14 protein-coding genes are annotated in these 18,908 nt (G+C 44.6%); 7 read left to right on the plus strand and 7 right to left on the minus strand.

What is annotated here, in order from left to right:
- Nucleotides 1–72: 72 nt before the first annotated feature.
- Complete coding sequence (locus L5M71_RS21250) at nucleotides 73–2,442, minus strand: OmcA/MtrC family decaheme c-type cytochrome (RefSeq protein ID WP_263209654.1); 2,370 nt, start codon at nucleotides 2,440–2,442, stop codon at nucleotides 73–75.
- A gap of 355 nt (nucleotides 2,443–2,797) precedes the next feature.
- Between L5M71_RS21250 and L5M71_RS21255 the strand changes: the two genes are divergently transcribed.
- Genes L5M71_RS21255 through L5M71_RS21265 form a run of 3 tightly spaced genes read left to right on the plus strand, consistent with a single transcriptional unit; the run spans nucleotide 2,798 to nucleotide 6,122 of the window.
- Nucleotides 2,798–3,442, plus strand: a complete 645-nt coding sequence (locus L5M71_RS21255; protein WP_105251824.1) for a 4Fe-4S dicluster domain-containing protein — start codon at nucleotides 2,798–2,800, stop codon at nucleotides 3,440–3,442.
- 16 nt (nucleotides 3,443–3,458) lie between these two features.
- Nucleotides 3,459–5,582: an aldehyde ferredoxin oxidoreductase gene (locus tag L5M71_RS21260; protein WP_105251825.1), complete on the plus strand. Its 2,124-nt coding sequence runs from the start codon at nucleotides 3,459–3,461 to the stop codon at nucleotides 5,580–5,582.
- Nucleotides 5,583–5,600: 18 nt separating this feature from the next.
- Complete coding sequence (locus L5M71_RS21265) at nucleotides 5,601–6,122, plus strand: hypothetical protein (protein ID WP_028761343.1); 522 nt, start codon at nucleotides 5,601–5,603, stop codon at nucleotides 6,120–6,122.
- An 80-nt stretch (nucleotides 6,123–6,202) separates the two neighbouring features.
- Here L5M71_RS21265 and L5M71_RS21270 read toward each other — a convergent pair whose 3' ends face one another.
- The 3 genes from L5M71_RS21270 to L5M71_RS21280 all read right to left on the minus strand — a co-directional run bounded on the left by L5M71_RS21270 (nucleotide 6,203) and on the right by L5M71_RS21280 (nucleotide 8,489).
- Nucleotides 6,203–6,955: a substrate-binding periplasmic protein gene (locus L5M71_RS21270; protein ID WP_263209656.1), complete on the minus strand. Its 753-nt coding sequence runs from the start codon at nucleotides 6,953–6,955 to the stop codon at nucleotides 6,203–6,205.
- Between the two features lie 145 nt (nucleotides 6,956–7,100).
- Nucleotides 7,101–7,736 (minus strand): DUF2913 family protein, encoded by a 636-nt coding sequence (locus L5M71_RS21275; protein ID WP_168822978.1) that lies wholly within the window; start codon nucleotides 7,734–7,736, stop codon nucleotides 7,101–7,103.
- Nucleotides 7,737–7,835: 99 nt separating this feature from the next.
- Complete coding sequence (locus L5M71_RS21280; RefSeq protein ID WP_105251829.1) at nucleotides 7,836–8,489, minus strand: peroxiredoxin-like family protein; 654 nt, start codon at nucleotides 8,487–8,489, stop codon at nucleotides 7,836–7,838.
- Between the two features lie 307 nt (nucleotides 8,490–8,796).
- Here L5M71_RS21280 and L5M71_RS21285 point away from each other — a divergent pair, with 307 nt between their 5' ends.
- Complete coding sequence (locus tag L5M71_RS21285; RefSeq protein WP_263173210.1) at nucleotides 8,797–9,120, plus strand: ankyrin repeat domain-containing protein; 324 nt, start codon at nucleotides 8,797–8,799, stop codon at nucleotides 9,118–9,120.
- Between the two features lie 54 nt (nucleotides 9,121–9,174).
- Nucleotides 9,175–10,065, plus strand: a complete 891-nt coding sequence (locus L5M71_RS21290) for a hypothetical protein (RefSeq protein WP_263209660.1) — start codon at nucleotides 9,175–9,177, stop codon at nucleotides 10,063–10,065.
- 117 nt (nucleotides 10,066–10,182) lie between these two features.
- Here the strand turns inward: L5M71_RS21290 and L5M71_RS21295 are convergent, their stop codons facing one another.
- On the minus strand, nucleotides 10,183–11,484 hold the full coding sequence (locus L5M71_RS21295; protein WP_028761337.1) for a DEAD/DEAH box helicase: 1,302 nt from the start codon (nucleotides 11,482–11,484) through the stop codon (nucleotides 10,183–10,185).
- A gap of 361 nt (nucleotides 11,485–11,845) precedes the next feature.
- Nucleotides 11,846–13,414 carry a methyl-accepting chemotaxis protein gene (locus tag L5M71_RS21300; RefSeq protein ID WP_263209662.1) on the minus strand — a complete coding sequence of 523 codons (1,569 nt, stop codon included), beginning with the start codon at nucleotides 13,412–13,414 and terminating at the stop codon, nucleotides 11,846–11,848.
- Nucleotides 13,415–13,945: 531 nt separating this feature from the next.
- Between L5M71_RS21300 and L5M71_RS21305 the strand changes: the two genes are divergently transcribed.
- Nucleotides 13,946–15,211 (plus strand): HD-GYP domain-containing protein, encoded by a 1,266-nt coding sequence (locus L5M71_RS21305; RefSeq protein ID WP_263209664.1) that lies wholly within the window; start codon nucleotides 13,946–13,948, stop codon nucleotides 15,209–15,211.
- A 173-nt stretch (nucleotides 15,212–15,384) separates the two neighbouring features.
- On the opposite strand, the gene L5M71_RS21310 is transcribed toward L5M71_RS21305, so the two are convergent.
- Entirely contained in the window at nucleotides 15,385–17,172 is a 1,788-nt protein-coding gene (locus L5M71_RS21310; RefSeq protein ID WP_263209666.1) for an aminopeptidase P family protein, read from the minus strand.
- A 654-nt stretch (nucleotides 17,173–17,826) separates the two neighbouring features.
- Here L5M71_RS21310 and L5M71_RS21315 point away from each other — a divergent pair.
- Nucleotides 17,827–18,612 (plus strand): ROK family protein, encoded by a 786-nt coding sequence (locus tag L5M71_RS21315; RefSeq protein ID WP_028761333.1) that lies wholly within the window; start codon nucleotides 17,827–17,829, stop codon nucleotides 18,610–18,612.
- The last annotated feature ends 296 nt before the right edge of the window (nucleotides 18,613–18,908 follow it).

Here is an 18,908-nt window from a genome sequence, read left to right on the forward strand (position 1 = left end):
AGGACGAATGAAATAAAGCCGCTCACCATTATGGTGAGCGGTTTTTTTTGGTATTAAATCAAATCTAACGGCTTATTTGTGTACCTTGTCGACCCCCGATGAGCGACCTTCAGCATGACAGGTTGCGCATGACTCCTGTCCTGATTGGTAAATTCGACCACCGCTGGCATCACTTTGGTAAACTCCGCCAAAGCTGCGTGCATGGACGACTAAACTATCGATAAGCGTGTGACAAGCCGTGCAGGTTGCTAAGGTTGGTGAGTACTCGGCAATTTGCCCTATGTTGGCTGCATCGGGTGTCGCAACTAACAGGGATTGTTGTGCACTTAGCCCCTTGAGACTGAGCTGTCCTGCGCTATGGCAAACACTACAGTTATTTTTTGCATTAGGGTAAGTGAGTTCGGGACGTGGATTATCAAAACCCACTACAGTGCGGGTTCCCGCATGCAGTGAATGCACCATTTCCCTGTAGCTCAAAGTATTGTTGATGGTGCGATAGGGCTTGATTTGGCTGGCCCCAGGAGTATGCATCACATTGGCATTGAGATACATAATTGCATCATTACTGTGGCAACTTTGACATTGCCCATCGGTCAGTGCGGTTGCTGTTTGCGGTGCATGACAGGTGCCACAGCTGCTATTGGGTTCAAAAATTCCTTTCATTTGATGCGCTGACAGAACTCTATCTTCTAATCCTTGATCATGACATTGGCGACAGGCCTGTTCATCGACCTTAGCTTTTGCCGTAACAGCTTGACCTTGCAGGCTTAGCGAATTAATGGCACTGAGACTCACCTCTTGATTTGCGATATTACAGTTAACGGCAAAGCCGGTATTTTTATCGGCACAGAGCACCAGTTTACTGTAGAGTTTTGACTGACTCAGATCGCCAAAATCGGCAGCCGACAGGTTAGATATAGTGACGGTTAGCTGATTGGGTGCGGTAATTTTTAAGGCGACGTCGCTCGTGTTTGCTAATAAATCCCACACTTTACGCTGGCCGTTATTGATTGGCATGTTCGCGCTATTTGTTTCACCAGTGGCAATCAACCAGAAGGATTTTATCATAGGTTGACTGGCGGGCAGTTGCTCCATTTGCTGCACTTGCAATGTCACTGCAAGGGTCTTAGCTTCAACGCTTAGCTGCGAACTCAGTAACTTAACTTGGTAATCGCTCACCAGCTTAGTGGCTGTTTTCACGGCGGCATTGTGGAAAAGCCCGACACCTTCAGGATTAGTGCTATCAGGGTGGCAGCCGCTACAGCCCAGTGTCCATGGGTTGGCAAAAATTTCCCTATTGTGGAATAACCCCGCTACAGTGCCATTCCAATCTGCGGGAATTTGCGCTTTGTGACAGTCAAGACACGCGGTTTTACTGGGGATATTACTATTGCCACTTTGCGCCGTTGCGCCGGGAATATGGCATTGCTGACATTGGGTCATATCACCGGGAAAGGTCACATTGGCGTAGTCATATAGCTGCCCCTTGTAACCTACAATTTGATATTTGGCTTGGTGGATCTGGTGTGTCAATGTCGCCATATCAAGGCTATTACCCGTTTCAGGATCGCCAGAGTAAGTCGTGTGACAGACAACGCAGCCCTCAAAGGCAAAACGTTTATTGCCGTGCATCAAAAGGCGAGTATCGGTATTGGCTAAGTCTGGGTTATGGCATCGAAAACAGGCTTGTTCCGGCGCGATCACTTTACGGCCCATATCCGCCGCGACAGTCTGTCCTGTGGCGGGCACAAAATCGTACACGCTGTTGATCAACTGAGTGTCGATTGTGCTGTTTGCTAACGGTTTTAACTCTAGGTAAATCCTGTGGGTGAGCTCAGGCGAGTACTGGGTATCTATCCCCGTAAATTGGGAGTAACCCGTGAGTGGTTTACTCAAAGTGTAACGGTATTGGCCCGCGCCTAATGAGGTTAGACACGCCGTTTTACAGCTGCTTTCAATGCCAGCTTGCCACTGAGTCTGTGCATTCGCTTGGGCATTTGTGGCAGGTTCTACTTGATTATTGATGTAACTGGTCCATTGCAACGCAGCATCTGTCGCGCTTGCTGCAGAGTTAGTGACTTCTGTGCCAGTTGTTGCCATAGCATTCGCCGCGGCTTGGGTGATTTGATAGTGCTCCTGCGGCGGTGCTAATTTGGCAATACCGACACCTAAGGTATCTAGCTCCTTCAGGTTTTCTAGTCCTGTGACCGCAATACCATTGGCATTGCTGAGGAAGAAATCGACCTGCACATGAGTTTGTGCATCGATAACCACATTTTCTATTGTCGCTTTGAGTGTATCCGCTTGTTCAATGCTGATACTCACAATCCCTGGTGGACCTTCTTTCCCATCGTCACCATCGGAACAGGCTGTCATCAGACAGACTACGACTGCCATTGGCGTAAAGATTTTCCATTGAGAACGGGTATTCGTTTTCATCATTTTCCATTCCTTTTTAATTAGATTCTGTCGGGACTCTAATCGGAATGTATGCGGTATAGATATTAACTTAGTTATGAGTCGAGTTGCACTTAATTAACCAAATTTAAAAGTTATTTGTTAATTGTATTAAGGTAATTTGAAGTGAAGCATTATTTAAATTTGCTAGATTTTGAATTGTTAATTCTTGAAAACGTTACTCTGACGCATGTCGTGTAACTTGATCTAATAATGCCCCAATATGGGTAATTGTGACGCAGGTTAAAAATCAAAGACATAATTACTTTAGCATAAATTGTCGGGAATCAAAGTGTATGCATATTTTAATTATATTGCTTTGACTAATAAAGGATCAAATATGATTACCAGAAGAGGAATGCTTAAAGGCGGTATGGGCGTTGCTGTCGGTACAGTTTATAGCGGAACATTAATAAGTTTTCTGACCGGTTGTGGCAGTGACAGTAATAGCCAAGAGATAGTAGAAGTCATGCCTGGTGGACTCATGGTGGTGAACCCTACGGTTTGTGTTAGCTGCAGACGCTGTGAAATTGCCTGTGGTTGGAACCATGAAGGGGATAGCAGTCCGACACTTGCCCGCGTCAAAGTAGAAAGAAATATGAACTATGGCCCACATGGTGTGCAATTTGACTATGAAATACAACGAGGAGAATGCGGCGATAAAACCGTTGTTCCTTCCACTTGTCGCCACTGCGAAGTTTGCACTGAAGTTTGTCCACAGCAAGCTATTTCAACGAATGAACAGACTGGCGCCAAAGTGATTGATGAAGAACGTTGTGTCGGATGTGGTTATTGTGCAGATAAGTGTCCTCAGCAAGTCATTAAAGTTGTTCGCAGTAAAATGAAAGCCGTCAAATGTGATTTATGTAACGGTAAACCTGCCTGCGCGCAAGTTTGTCCTACAGGTGCAATTAAATTTTATAACTGGGAAGAGGCTGAAGCTGCATTAGAACAATATGAAAAATATACCGGCTTAGTTTCTTAAATTCAGGAGAAATAATATGAGTGATAAAATAGGTGGTTGGGCGGGTAAAGTCCTCAGAGTTAATTTAACAACTAATCATATATGGTATGAGCCAATCAATAAATATTATGACTATATCGGTGGTATGGGGATTGGTTATAAAATATTGTGGGATGATCATAAGGATAATATTACAGCAATCGACCCAGATAATATTATCGTCTTTTCTGCGGGGCCATTAACGGGTTCAGGCGTTATTTGTACTGGACGAACAACCATTACTTCCCGTAGTCCCGTAATTGAAAAACATCTGATTGCCGATGGTCACTTTGGTGGGCATTTTTCACCCGCAATGAAATTTGCGGGTTTCGATGCGATTGCAATAGAAGGGAAAGCGAGCAGTCCTGTGTGGCTTAAAATTGTGGATGATAAGGTCACGATTGAGCCTGCCGATGCCCTATGGGGTAAAGGTATATTTGATACCCACGCCATGATCGCGCAAATGATGGGACCCAATGCACAAGTCGCTGCGATTGGCCAAGCGGGTGAAAACCAAGTGCCTCTTTCTGTCATTATGACTCAGGGCGGGCATTCAGCAGGTGGTCATGGCTCGGTAATGGGGTCCAAAAATTGTAAAGGGATCGGCATTATCGGCACTGGTGCCGTTAAAATCGCCGCCAATAATGAAAAGATGCGTGCCTTAGATGACCATATTTTAGGTATTATCGGTGCCAACAATAATGGTGTCGTTCCTTCAACGCCGCAATCTTGGGCTGAGTACTCAGCACCCATCAGCCGCTGGAAATCTCGGCCCGGTTTGAAGTGGGGCGCTGCCGATCAAGAAATCGATTTAGGCGAAGTGCCATGGAATGAACGCAATCGTATTGGGTTTCGAACTTCGATGGCAGAAAGCTACATAGGTGTGGAATATGCCAATAAGTGGATGAAGCGTACGGGAGGCTGTCATTCATGCCCAATACGTTGCTTCTGCGAGCTAAAAGTCCCTGAATTGAAAAGCAAATACGGTCGTAAAACCGAACATATATCTAACGTCTGTATGGGATTCCTCGTACCACAGTATTTAATGGGCACCAAAAATGGTACAGAAGCACATGCGATGGCGGGCGCTTTAGGGGCTCATATTCTCGATGACTATGGTATTTGGTGTAACTATGGCTCCATTTCTCATCTATTTAAATTCCTAAAAACAAAGGATATGTTTAAGCATTTATTACCTGAAGATGAATTTAACAGCATTCCTTGGGCGCTCTGGGATAACCAAGATCCCGCTTTCTTACTTGATTTTTATCGCCGAGTGGCGTTTAAAGAAGGTGAAATTTCCCATATGGCCGACGGCTTATATGATTTGATCAAGCGTTGGGGGTTAGATGGAACCAATCCTAAGTTAGGTAATTGGGATATTCATAAAGAAAGTGCCACTAAGGTATTCAACAAGAAAACCAATGCTGCCGTGCACCATGCCAGTGAAACCGCGGGTCAGGTGGGTACGTTAATCAACGTGGTCTTTAACCGTGATGCTCAGTGCCATTCCCACATCAACATAGTTAACAGTGGTTTGCCACACGATATGACAGTGGCGATTGCCGAGAAAAAATGGGGTGAAGGTGCATTCGATAAGGTGAATTGGTATACCCCAATCAATGCGGCTAAGATCCGTTTTGCAAAATGGTCGCTGGTGAAAAACGTATTACATGACTCTCTGACACTGTGTAACTGGATGTTCCCATTGTTGGCATCACCGGATAAAAATCGTAACTATGAAGGCGATAGCACCATTGAATCGCAGATGTTCAGTTTAGTGACTGGGATTGAAACCACAGAAACGGAATTGGACTTTAAGGCGGAAAGAGTGCTGCATTTACACCGTGCCTTAACCGTATTGCAAATGAATGAAAGCAATATGCGCGAAGAGCATGATGTACTCAGTGACTGGGTTTATGATTTGAATCCAGATAAAAACTTCGGTCAAGAGGGCACCATCAAGATGGACCGCGCAGACATGCAAACGGCGCTGGACATGTTCTATGAAGCCTTTGGTTGGGATATTCAAACCGGTGCGCCAACTCGGGCCACTCTCGACAAGTTTAGCCTAGGTTTTGTTGCCGATAGATTGGCGGCGCGAGGCCTGTTACCCAGTTGAACACTATAGTTGGACACTATGATTGAACTTGTCGGTTATATCAGGGTATTTAGCCAACACGGACGCTTAGTCACGGCGGAGCAAATCGCCGCCGTGGCAGGGCTCGAGTGGGATAGTGAGCAAACGGTTAACAGTTATATTCGCCTGATCCTCAATGAGGCTTACAAGGATGTGCAGATGCGTTTGTCGGATAAGCGGTATTTCTTCTATTCCGACAGAAGCATAGTTGAACGTTACGCTGAGCAATGGTTAGCATTGGAGCGGGGTGAAGCGTTTGAGGCGATTATTGCCCAGATCCGTCGCAATAGTTGCCGCCATACTGAGGTCTATCTGGAGAGTGTACTGACGTTTGCCCCCTATCTTTATGATGAGCCTACATTAGCCAATGTGCGTGAGCAATTGCCGCAACAGCTTGGGGCCGAGGATATCCATTATGCAGTGGACAATCAGGGGAAAGGTTATTACTACTCGACTCTGGGATTGAGTCACAGCTATGCGGCCGTCCTCGCTAATTATGATCCTTGTGAATGGTCAAACTGAGATTCTGCTACCTTATTGATATTGATTAAGCGCCTTCGGGCGCTTTTTTATCGCAAATATCTCATATAGCTAGCGTGAAATTAGCTTGCCAGCGTTTGAGTGTACTTTTTGATGATTTCGTCAATTTTACCATTGGCCTTCAGTGTCGCTATGGCTTGATTAATGGCAGGCAGCAAATCGGCATGTTCTTTTCGTAACCTAAACACTAAGTCACCATCAGAATGCACTGCCGCCAGTGCGACAGGGATCTGCAACTGAGTCGACCAATACAAGGCTGGGTAATTACCAGCAATAACAGCATTGACTCTGTGTTTATCTAAGGCTTTGATCAGCTCCTGCTCTGAGGTAAAGTCTGCACGGATAAAATCTTTATCGTCGTGATATAAATAACCGCGCACGGTACCTATTTCTTGGCCTTTTATCTGGCTGATATCTTTATATTTACTGACATTCTCTGGCAATGTGACCACATATTCAGTGATTTGCATTATGGGGGCCGATTTGACAAACAGCGGCCCTAAATCCTGCTTTTCAAACCAACTAGGGCTGACGATATCAAAGTCGAGTTGACCGGTTTCTAGCGCATTATTGGTGCGCTTTGGCGGCAGGGCGAGGATTTCACCTTTGATTTCAGCCATAGATAAAATCATCGGAATAAGCTCAGTGATCATCCCCGGCGCCTCGGCTTGATCACCGATAAAATACGGATACCAAGAATAGGAGCCAGTGATATTGTATTTGAGCTGTTCCGCAAAGGCGTGCTGTTGAGTCAAGCAAAGGGTGAACAAGGCAAATCGAACTAAGTGTTTATACTGCAAACATCGCTTAACCATATTGCTTTTATCCTTGTTATCTCTGCTTTAGCCAAGGCCTATCCGATGGTCATTCTATCTAAACTGTGTGAATGAATTGTTTATTGGATCACAATCAGTCACATCCGTCATATTCAAGCTATTTTCTGCTTTTCGCTATTACACCTTAAGCCAATAGCTGACACAAAGCTGGTTGCTGATTATTAGGGAAAATTTGATAGGTTTTATGGTGCTTAATCAAACTGGTTTTCTTGTTACCTTGGCTGAGCAATAACCCATGGGACAGGGCGATACGCGTTAGTGTCTGTTCATCGGCGCGGACATATAAGTTGATTGGCTTGATCAGCTGATTGTCTTTAATATGTTGATTAAATTCTTTGGCATCAATCACTAAGCTAGATTGACCATCACCATCGAGTTTCAGCTTGGCACTGATTTCAGTGTCAGTAAAGACTAACCAATCGGCTTGTTTTAAGGTTTCTATCATGGCATTTAATGCCGTGCCTAAAGCGGGCTCAGATGTCTCAACTGATTGATATTGATACACTATCCTTTCTAGTAAACGCTTGAGTTCGGCGCCCGCACCTTGGCTGCGAGCTAAACGTATCCAAGCCGTGAGATCGTCGGCTACCAGTTTAGAAAAGCGTTTTTCCTTTAAGGACTCGACCATCCAATTACACAAAAAATGACTTTCCTGCGCAGAGGTGCGCTGGGCTTTCTTGGTCTGTGCTGAAGCGGTTAAATCGGCAAGACCCGCAAGGGCGAGTTCGAGCACAGCTTGGTTATAGGTTTGAGAATTCATTATGACTCCGCCGCGGGCTGAAGTGATGTTATCTATTTGAACTTGGACGATATTGATTGCGGCGGAGCTAGTTTAGCAAAGCGGTCGTTAAACCGATATTTATTCTTGCGATCCCACCAAACTCGCGGCGGTTAAAATCAGCTTTGGCGCGGGCCTTACTTTGTAGTTTGGGTTGATATATTGAAAATGAATCAATCCCTTGTCGTCGCTGATATAAATGGCGGGTACAGGTAAGACTAAACGTTTGGCACCTTCAGGGGTGATCCATAAAGGATTCTCGAGCTTAAGGCGTGCGGTATAGGTTTCAGTCACTTTTTCGCTAGTGTAAAAAGCTAAACCAAAGGCTTGGGATGCCAGCATTTTTTCATCGGAAAGCAGCAGATACTTAAGCTCATTTTTTGCCGCCGAAGCCTTAAGTTGAGCTGGCGTATCGGGTGAAATCCCCACTAACTGAAAGCCCATTTTTAATAACTCAGGTTCAATGGCTTTTAGTTGCCCCATTTGATTATTACAAAATGGGCACCAGCCACCACGGTAAAAGAAGAAAATGGTTGGCTTTTTCTGGGTTAATTCTGCTAAATCGACCGTTTTGTCATTGATATCTTGCAAGTTTACCTTAGGGATTTGCTGACCATTAAGTAGCGGACTGATGGAAAATTCATCCTTAGCAATGGGTTGCGCAATAGCCGTTAGACTTGTTAGTAGTAAGATGGTTGTGAAGTAAAACCTGTGTAACATCGAAGCGGTTTGCATATAAAGTCCTTAATTTGGTTTTGTTTTCTTCGTTTTTTAAGCCGTTGTTGTTAATATTTCCCTCGTTTTAGACAAAGAGATATTGCGTAAATCTATATTTGTTATGTCTAACTTGCTTAAGAGTGGTTCGAGTTAGCACTAAACGGGTATGAGCATTAAAAGAGCGGCAATTGCCGAACATTCTTACAAGCCAATGCAGATGATTGCACCAATGTGATACCGATGGGGTTGGTTGGTGAGGTATTTATAACGGTAACCATTTGGATTTTATCGCGATTACAGCGTAGTGTTGGAGTGGTTAAAACGAGTGAACGACAAGCTGATGGGGCAAGCCTTAATTGATGCAGTGGTAAAACACGATATCATTACCGTAAAACAGTTGATCAAACAGGGTGTTGATGTCGAATATGTCGACTCACAAAATATGACGGCTTTATTGCATTGCTGCCAACTTCAATTACTCGATATTCTCATGTTACTGGTTGAAGCTGGGGCCGATGTCCATCATGCCAATAACTTAGGTCACCTTCCTGTTGAACTGGCCCATTGGCATGGCGAGTTTCATATAGGTAGTTATACCGCCACGAGTCAAAAAATAGTGAAGTATTTGGAGCGCTATGGTGGCGTTTAACGTGGTCATCGATAAATTGTATTGTACTTCAATATTCAATCACGGGAGCTGTAAATGGATAAGGGATTATTTAAAATATTAAAGAAAATCTATTTTAAAAAGTCTTATATCAAAGACGAAAATGGATATATGCAAAGAATAGATAATGGGGACCAGTTTGATTGTGAGTCTGGGACTACACACTATTCTTATGACGGTTTATCTAATGCAGAAATACTAACACTTGAACAAAGTGGTTTTCCTGTCAATCAGATAATAAAATATAGTCATGATGAATGCATTAACGCTTATAAAACGTTGCTTGAGCATCCTCACTTATCGATTGAGAATTTGATTTCGGCATATATATGTGGCTTTTCAAGTTTTCCAAGAGGAAGACAACCCATATTAAGTTATTTGTTCGCTCAAGCGGTTCCCGAACATAAAATGGTCAGCGAAGGGGATATTTGCCCCGTTTGCTCTATAAGAAGAAATGTTTGGATAGAAAAAGGACATAAAATATTCAGTTGCTATGCCGGGAGTGTATGGAACGAAAGGTGGTGTGGTAATCTTGTTGAATTAGATGAGTTTACTGCCATTTCCCCTTGTACTCCTACACCAGAGGATATCAGTATATTGACATCGTTAATCGATATGATCCGTCAAGCTCCTCAAGATGAAACACCCGGAAAATTAGAACAGCGCATCAAGAAAGCTAAAATTATTCCTAACTATGAGAAATATAGTTTTCGCGGACAATTAATAGTATTGGCTGAATTGGGGATTATGCCAAATCCGTATGTAAAACCTTTATATGATGGATTCACCCATTTTACCGATATCTGTAGTGTGAAATACCCTGGAAGTACTCGATCGGATATTATGCTTCCTCTCGCGAGGTGGCGAGGCGAAAATAGTATAAATGAAACAAGGCTTCAAGCGTTATTGGGTAACATAATACGGTGAGATAAAGGTTACCAAGGTTATTATTGAGTGAGTATAAAAAAGCGTCCGGTTATGGACGCTTTAAAATCGCTGTTTTATCAATATTGACAAACACTGATAATATCAATCAACGGATAATTACTTAAGTTTTTTGGCCTTGCTCGGTGCTTGACCAACTTTCATTTTTACGCGGCGGCCCTGCATGTTTTTCTCAGCAGCAACTTGAGCGCCGACGTTGTCGGTTCTTTGTTGCTTTTTGGCAAAACTGCGGCGGGTTTGCAATTGCTTTAATAGCAATTCGCGGCTGCCAACTTCATAACCTGGCACAGTGACGCGGCGAATCTGTTGACCAATCAATTTTTCGATATCGGCTAAGGTGCGCTCTTCTTCGCGGCTCACAAATGAAATGGCTACGCCAGTTTTACCTGCACGGCCTGTACGACCGATACGGTGTACATAGTCTTCGGCGAGGAAAGGTAAGTCATAGTTGACTACGTATTCAAGGCTTGGAATATCCAGACCACGGGCGGCGACTTCGGTGGCAACTAGCACCCGTACATCACCCGCCACAAACTCACGCAGTGCGCGGCGACGACTGCCTTGGCCTTTTTCACCGTGGACCACTTCAGATGGGATACCATCTAAGTTTAATTCTTTGACTAGCGTATCGGCGGCTTCACGGGTCGCAGTAAATACCAATACCTGTTGCCAGTTTTTCTTGCCGATAAGCTCAGAAAGCAGTTCGCGTTTACGGCGTTGTTCAACCGGATAAACTACTTGGCTAACGGTGTCGGCTGTAGTGTTTTGTTTATCAACGCTGATCACTTGCGGTTTAACCATCATGTCGTTGGCGAGTTTTTTCACCGCACTTGAGAAAGTGGCCGAGAATAACAAGTTTTGACGCTTCTTATTTACCGCTTGAAGGATCTTTTGGATATCGGCGCTAAAGCCCATGTCGAGCATGCGATCGGCTTCGTCTAGCACTAAAAAGTCGACGTTCGACAGGCTTAAGTTACAGGCGGTAAGGTGCTCAAGTAAGCGACCTGGGGTGGCAACAATCACATCGGCGCCGCGTTTCAGCTTTTGCGCTTGAGTCTCAATCTTTACGCCGCCGTAAATGGTTAAGACACTGAAGTTTAAGTATTTGCAGTAAGCCGTAACGTTGTCAGCCACTTGAGCTGCAAGCTCACGGGTCGGCGTAAGGATCAATACGCGGGCATTCGACTTTAGCGTTTCGCTTGGCTTTTCAACCATCTTTTGCAGGATCGGCAGCGCGAAAGCGGCGGTTTTACCCGTACCGGTTTGGGCACTGGCTAAGACATCTTGGCCGCGGCGGATAGCAGGTATCGCTTGCTGCTGAATAGGCGTCATTTGTTGATAACCGCAATCTGAGATAGCGCGCAAAATCTCGGGGGAAAAACTAAAAGATTCAAATCTCATTTTGGATTCCTATCGTTCACTTATTCAAACATTCAAGCGCCACTAGCCTCTTTATCACTCGTCTAAAGGAGAGAGGTGTACCGGCTGGCTCATTCTTCCACACAGATTTTATAAGAAAAATGGCGGGCGCGGAGTATAGCAAAAATTTCGGTTAAAACCTGTACTTTTTAGTGTTTTGGCATTTTATCTGCATCATTTCATCAGGAGGGGATAAAAGGCTTGGCACTGGTTCAGGTGGGCTAGGTCTTATTGATCTATACAAGGGTTGAGTAAAATATGGACTCAACAATACGGATTAAAGCTCGCTACATTAGAAAATACCGCAACCTAGGCTGCGGTATTTTGGATCTTGTACTTATGTTTAACCGAAGGTGCGCCTCAGGCCGAGGGCTTTTTCGGCATTGTGTTTAAGAAGATGGGCTGCATCACCAATCAAATGGGTTGCGGCTAAGTTCTCGGCGCTGGCATGGGTGATGGAGTGAATATTACTGGCGATCTCATTGACCACTTGACGCTGTTGATCGGCTGCCACTGCATTTTGTTGGGCAAAGGTGTGGATATCACTCACTTCTTGGTAAATGGTGTTTACATTGTCGGCGGACAGTTGAATATCGCTGGCACAACGCTCCGCATGTTGACGGCTTTGTTCCATTTCTTTGGCCCATGCGTTGAGCATAGTGAACATCTTATCGACACTCTTAGAAATACTGTTGGTCGATAGCTGGGTTCGGCTCGATAGGGCGCGAACCTCATCGGCGACCACGGCAAACCCACGACCTTGTTCACCCGCACGGGCAGCTTCAATCGCGGCATTGAGGGCGAGGAGATTAGTTTGCTCGGCAATAGAGTCAATTTCGCCCATCGCATTAGCGACTAGCTCGGCTTCTTTATTTAATTGATGGGCATTGTTGGTGGCATCGGCAACAGACTTTGCCAGTTGCTCCATTTTTTGAGTGTTGGCCTTCATGTTGGCACTGCTTTTAAGGCAGAGATCATAGGCGGTATTGATGCTGGTGGAGGTGAGATGTGTATTCTGCGCCACTTCTGTGATGGTTGAACTCATTTCTTCCATCGCGCCAGAGAGCTGTTCTAGCTGACTTTTTTCTTGATCTAGGCTGACATAGGTTTGCTCGGTCGCGACCACTAATTGATCGGCAATTGCATGTAATTGATTGGCTTGATCTTGGGTGCGCCCAAGTACGCCATTCATTTTGGCCTGTAGCATGATGAGCTGGAAATCGAGGATAGAAGAGGTATCTGCACCCGAGTAAATGTAACGACTGATAGAGTCATATTTGTTTTGCATTTCAATCAGTTTAGCGGGAATACGAAAGGCCTCATCGTAGAAAATGGCGAGGTTTAAACTCATCAGAATCGCCCCTGCGATAATTACGCCCCAGCCCCAAAAGTAGCCAGCGATCAGTAAACCTGTGGAGGCTACAACCGCAGATACGATACGTTTTTGCATTAAACTTAAGGGTTTAGGAATGGATTTGTCTAATTTGAGTCTTTGGTAAATCTCATTAGCTTTCGTGACGTAGGCGGCTTGAGGCTGAATGCGCACCGATTGGTAACCGATAATAGTGCCGTTTTCAAACAAGGGCGAAACAAAGGCATCAACCCAATAGAAGCCACCATTCTTACAGCGGTTCTTGACTATGCCGCGCCAAGATTGGCCTGACTTAAGTTTTTCCCACATTTCTTTAAAGGCGGCGCTCGGCATATCCGGATGGCGCACCATATTATGGGCACTGCCAATTAATTCTTGATCGCTATAGCCTGATACTTCGGCAAAGCGGGCATTGACGTAAGTGATGATACCGCGAGTATCAGTGGTGGAAATGAGTTCATCTTGTGGTGTTAAGCGGATTTCTTGATCTGATCTCTGCGTATTAACTATTTTATTCGCTGAGGCGTTACTCTGGCTCATTTAGTGTGTCCATTCAGGGCCGATGTGGTTCATTAGGGTTCAGGGCGCGGTGTTAGGCGCGAATTTTATTGTGCTGACTCTCATCGGAGTAAGCTTGTTATGTGATAAGAGTATCATTTTTGTGTGGGTATAGGAGAGCGGTTTCTCATGGTTGACTGGTGAAAATCAATCGTTCGTCGTATTTATAAGCTATTGCAATATATAAAGTTTTTAAGTAGTGAGAATATGATGTTAAACGAGCGTTTATCCTGTTAAATCGTTAATTCTAGTATTTTGTATAGGGTTATTCTTTTATGTCTTGAGTGGGTATTTGTCATTCATCTTAAATATAAATTATGTTCGATGATATTGGACTAATGTCGTTGATTCGGCTTGATATCGCAGTATTCATGGAGCGCTTTATTGGCCTTAGTCTATTCTTTAATGGGCAACAAAAGATGGCTTATTTTTCCTTGCTTCAGCGGTGTATCTTGATTTTGCTCTTCTAGTTCATTAGCTCACAGCGGGAATGCTACATAAGAGGAACTTCCCATGGCGATATCACTTAGGCGTGGTGTAACTAAATTAGCCACAGCGTCCTTGGGAACAGCGGCGGCACTGCCACATTGGCGACGTTTGATCTTTGAACGTTTATTTGGCTTTCTAGCGATTCTCTGCGTGCCTGTATATATCACTAGTGTGTATTTATGCGTCATCGCCGATCTCTGGTTTATGGTGGTATTTGATACGCTGGCTTATCTGTTTTTACTGCTTTTACTGTATTTTCCTAAGCTTGCTGATAGTACGCGTTTTGGCTGTGGCTGCTTGCTGGGTTTTGCTATCGGCATCGGTTTTTTAATTGCGATTGGCCCTTCGGGAGCTGGTTTTTTCTGGTTATTTATTTTCCCGCCGTTAGTCGGTATTTTTTTAGGCAATCGAGCCAGCTTATATGCCCAGTGTTTGAATGGGCTAAGTTTGGTATTGATTGGTTTTGCCTATCATTTTAATTGGCTCAATTGGCCTGAAACCCAAGGTTATAGTGTCGGTATTTGGGCCGTTGTCGTGGTCAATTTTATCGTGACCAATGCCATGTTGACGTTAACCATCACTTATTTATTAGGTAAGTTGGCTGACGCACTCGATTCAACCTTAGCATCACGCCAAGCTACCGTATTAGGCTTAGCTAAACTCGCCGAATACAGAGATAACGAAACGGGCGCGCATTTGCTACGTATGCGGCAGTATTCGAAAATGCTCGCGTCGCAGCGACTACTGGCCGCCAATCCTCCTGCAGAATTGAACGAAGATTATATTCAAGACATTAGTTTGTCGGCCATTTTGCACGATATAGGTAAAGTCGGTATTGCCGATGCGATTTTGCTTAAACCGGGTAAATTAACGCCGCAGGAGTTTGAGCAAATTAAAGCTCATCCCGTGATCGGGGGACAAGTGCTACGCAGTTTGTTGGAATATGCGCCCCAATGTACTTTTATTCAGATGGGCCGCGATATTGCTTCGGGTCACCATGAAAAGTGGGATGGTAGTGGTTATCCCCTTGGTTTGAAAGGTGAAGATATTCCGCTTTCGGCAAGGATAGTGGCCCTAGTTGATGTTTATGATGCGCTGACTTCTCCCCGATGTTATAAGCGGCCCTTTAGCCATCAAGAGGCTATTGACTTAATTATTGAAGGCAAAGGTCAGCATTTCGACCCTGAATTAGTCGATTGTTTTATGGCAATTCATCAGGACTTTGAAGTGTTGTCTAAAGCATCGCTGGATGATGCTTATCAGCCGATGGCACAACCTACTATGGTTTAGCGACTCATGTTTTTAAGTCGTGTTTTGAAATCATGGTTTTGAAATAAGACGTGGGTTTTAAAACACACTGATAGCGCTAAAAAAACGCCCAATGCTAATTGCCTTGGGCGTTCTATTTTATAGCGCGTAAGTGACTAAAATAACGACTTAAATTGCTACTTATCAGCGGAGTGCTAAATTGCTTTAGTCACTTGAGTTAACCAAGCCAATTCATCCCCTGACATCAACGGAGAAAGTGTATTGAATACTTGCTGATGATAAGCATTAAACCAATCTATTTCCCCTTGCGTTAACAGGCTCTTATCAATAAGGCGCGCATCCATAGGGATCATAGTCAACGCATCGAACTCATACATCTCACGCTCAGCCCCTTTAAGTGCTTCACAGTGTTGCACTACGACGAGGTTTTCTAAGCGAATGCCAAAACTCTCAGCGCGGTAGTAACCCGGCTCGTTGGAAAGCACCATGCCGGGCATCAATGCGATACCGTTGACATTTTTACCTATGCGCTGTGGACCTTCGTGCACACTTAAAAAATGACCCACACCATGGCCTGTACCGTGATCGTAATCAAAACCATATTGCCATAAATATTGGCGGGCGAAAGCGTCGAGCTGCTGGCCTGAGGTGCCTTTCGGGAATCGTGCTTGGTCGAGGGCAATATGACCTTTTAGCACCAGCGTAACCATTTTTTTATGCTCATCGGTCACTTCACCTATCGCAATGGTACGGGTCACATCTGTGGTGCCATCAATATACTGAGCGCCAGAATCCACTAAGTAGATGCTGTCCATTGTCATCATGGCTGGTGTGCCATTGTTGTGATTGTAATGGCACATAGCTGCATTAGGACCGGCAGCTGAAATCGTGTCGAAACTTGGCTCGCGGTAACGCTCATCTTCTAGGCGAAAGCTTTCCAATTTATCCGCAAGGGTGCCTTCATCGTGCATACGATTGGCTGCCACTTCGGCATCGAGCCATGCAAGGAATCGACTCACGGCGACGCCATCGCGGATATGGCAGGCACGCATGCCGGCCAGTTCTGCGGCGTTTTTCTGCGCTTTAGGTAAAGCGACAGGATCGATTCCAGCTATCAATTTTGCTCCTGCCTCACGGGCAATGTTTTGTGCCCAAGCGTTTGCAGAATTCGGATCGGCAAGTAGTTTTACGTCCTGCATGCTGGCGAGTGTATCGGCAAGAGATGCCTCGCTTTTAAAGCTGACGCCAGCACCAACATGCTCCTCAATGCCCTCTGGGAGTTTGCTTAAATCGGTGAAAAGCTGCATATCGCCATTGGCGTGGAGCAGGGCACTGCCGAGTACAACGGGCAGGCGCGGTACATCATTGCCGCGAATGTTGAGTAGCCAGCAGAAAGAATCTAAGGCGGCGATTAAGGCGACATCACCACCGGCTTTTTTTACTAATGCACCAATTTCAATGCGTTTTTGCAGGCTGGTTTTACCAGCACTCTCGTTGCTAAACAAAGTGATAGGAGCGTTCGACGGTGCTGGCCGATTCTGCCAATGCAAATCGATGGGGTTTTGTTCAACTGCAACTAATTCGATTTGGGATTTATTTAAGGTTGCTTTGGCATTTTCATACCAAGCTAAGGTGTGTAAGCGCGCATCGAAGCCAACGCGAGACCCCGCTGGTAACGTGTCACATAACCACTCAATTTGTGGTGTATCAGTTAGGCTTTCATAACTGAAAAGTGTGGCATCGACTTGCAAACGAACTTGAACCGTATAGCGGCCATCAGTAAATATTGCGGCTTTATCTTTCAATACAATAGCCATACCCGCTGAACCGGTAAAGTTGGTTGCCCAGTACAAACGTTCGTTATGTGCTGGCACATATTCGCCCAGATATTCGTCGGCACGGGGAATAATAAAAGCATCGAGATTAGCAGATGTTAATTCGTTACGAATAGCACCGAGACGGTTAGCGATTGATTGTGACATAAGGGCTCCAATTGAGACTGGCATGCTATGCGAGTCGGTAGGCAAAGATCGACTAAGGATGAGTAGGTTTATACCCAAACAACCTGAAGATGCAGGATTCAGCGGTAATTTAACGCACTTTAGGCAAGGCGGTTATTTGCAGACCTAGTGGGCTAAGTTAAAAATAACCAACGCAGTATAAAGTGCGTTAAAAACCGCCGGGACGGAGCGTCTAGGGCACTTCACTTCCGTGTTGCATCAATTCAAAAGATAGCCGACATTCTGTCATTGATACGCCTTGAATTGAAGCACCCTAGGCGCTCTGAAACTCGTATCTTCAGGTAGCTTGGGTATATGTTGATTTGAGTTTTAACTGGCTCGGATTATCGCAAGTCTAGCGCTAGATGCAAGGGTAGCGAATAAAGGATTTTGTATACAATCGTGAATTTGTGCAGGTAAGACGCTTGAGGTTATGGGGTTTGTTGTTAATTTATTTATGTGATTTTGAGCATGGAAAGTGAATTAAATAAAAGGTTGGTCATGTTTTAATTAGGACTTGTTCCTTACAAATTAGCAACTTAAGTTTTATTCAATCGCTAACATTTGGACCCTATGCTAACATTTGCCATCTCTACTCGGGGTCAGAGTGGGGCACATGTATCAGTGGAGTAAGCGATGCAAATACTAACAATAGATGTGGGCGGTACCAAAGCCCTGTTCGAACTTCAGCTCGCGGGACATACAGAACAATATAAAATCCCCACAGGTGAAGGTTTTAAAATTGAAGAGTTAAATAATCAAATTGCGGCGTTTGAACGTGATTATGATTTACAGCATTACCAACTAGCGATTGCCGTACCTGGACTGGTACAAAATAATCGTTTGGTTTCTTGTAAATCTTTACCTGGACTCAATGGATTGAGCTTCGATACAGTCAAAACCCAGGGTGAGCTTAAGTTTATCTGCAACGATATCGATGCGGGTATGCAAGCGACTTGTGATGCCAAATATGCCTGTGAGTTATTGGTCATGTGCGGCACTGGGATCGGTATGTCTATTGCTTTTAATGGACAAGTCTTTACGGGAGCGACGGGCGTGGCGGGGGAGTTGGGGCCTTGTCGCGTGATGACAGAATCTGGTGAGTTTAGTTTAGAGCAACTGGCCAGTGGCGATTCAGTGCGCAGCCGCAAAATCTCCACTCAGGATGATTTATATCGCGCGGGCAGTTATCTCGGCATGGGATTAGCATGGGCGGTTAATTTATTTAATCCCAATCGAATTTGGCTTGCTGGCGGTATGATGAATAGCGCTCCTTACTACAAAGGCTGTCTCGAAAGCTTAAAGCAAATGGCATTGAGCGCGCCCTTAGCTGAGATGAAAATCAATCGTGTCGATGATATGGAAACCTTGGTTTGCCGCGGTTTATCTGTGATGCTCGCAAGGGACTACCCCCGCGCATAAGAATAATAAATGCCCCGCGCATAAGGATCATCATGTTGCTCGACAATGGTTTGCTCCATGAATGTTTAGTGATTGAGGTTTAGCTGCATAAGCGACGTAAATTGTGAAATATAAAGCAGGACTTATGATGCCTTTGGCATATCGAGTCCTGTTTTTTTTATTCTTAAAGTATTCAGATAATCCTCATTATCCAAAGTAAATATTAGCGATAGTTTAATTTGCATAATTCCTTTCTTATCAGATGCCTAGTTCTATTTACGATTTTAGCCAATAACACAGTTGATAATATTTTGTTG

The sequence above is a fragment of the Shewanella sp. SW1 genome (assembly GCF_025653545.1).
Classification (GTDB): Bacteria; Pseudomonadota; Gammaproteobacteria; order Enterobacterales; family Shewanellaceae; genus Shewanella; species Shewanella oncorhynchi.

Excerpts from the sequence above, each read along its gene's own strand:
- L5M71_RS21295 (WP_028761337.1), bottom strand. The coding sequence starts at position 11,484 with ATGAGATTTGAATCTTTTAGTTTTTCCCCCGAGATTTTGCGCGCTATC.
- L5M71_RS21280 (WP_105251829.1), bottom strand. The coding sequence starts at position 8,489 with ATGCAAACCGCTTCGATGTTACACAGGTTTTACTTCACAACCATCTTA.
- L5M71_RS21260 (WP_105251825.1), top strand. The coding sequence starts at position 3,459 with ATGAGTGATAAAATAGGTGGTTGGGCGGGTAAAGTCCTCAGAGTTAAT.
- L5M71_RS21290 (WP_263209660.1), top strand. The coding sequence starts at position 9,175 with ATGGATAAGGGATTATTTAAAATATTAAAGAAAATCTATTTTAAAAAG.
- L5M71_RS21315 (WP_028761333.1), top strand. The coding sequence starts at position 17,827 with ATGCAAATACTAACAATAGATGTGGGCGGTACCAAAGCCCTGTTCGAA.
- L5M71_RS21265 (WP_028761343.1), top strand. The coding sequence starts at position 5,601 with ATGATTGAACTTGTCGGTTATATCAGGGTATTTAGCCAACACGGACGC.
- L5M71_RS21305 (WP_263209664.1), top strand. The coding sequence starts at position 13,946 with ATGGCGATATCACTTAGGCGTGGTGTAACTAAATTAGCCACAGCGTCC.
- L5M71_RS21270 (WP_263209656.1), bottom strand. The coding sequence starts at position 6,955 with ATGGTTAAGCGATGTTTGCAGTATAAACACTTAGTTCGATTTGCCTTG.
- L5M71_RS21300 (WP_263209662.1), bottom strand. The coding sequence starts at position 13,414 with ATGAGCCAGAGTAACGCCTCAGCGAATAAAATAGTTAATACGCAGAGA.
- L5M71_RS21250 (WP_263209654.1), bottom strand. The coding sequence starts at position 2,442 with ATGATGAAAACGAATACCCGTTCTCAATGGAAAATCTTTACGCCAATG.
- L5M71_RS21310 (WP_263209666.1), bottom strand. The coding sequence starts at position 17,172 with ATGTCACAATCAATCGCTAACCGTCTCGGTGCTATTCGTAACGAATTA.
- L5M71_RS21255 (WP_105251824.1), top strand. The coding sequence starts at position 2,798 with ATGATTACCAGAAGAGGAATGCTTAAAGGCGGTATGGGCGTTGCTGTC.
- L5M71_RS21275 (WP_168822978.1), bottom strand. The coding sequence starts at position 7,736 with ATGAATTCTCAAACCTATAACCAAGCTGTGCTCGAACTCGCCCTTGCG.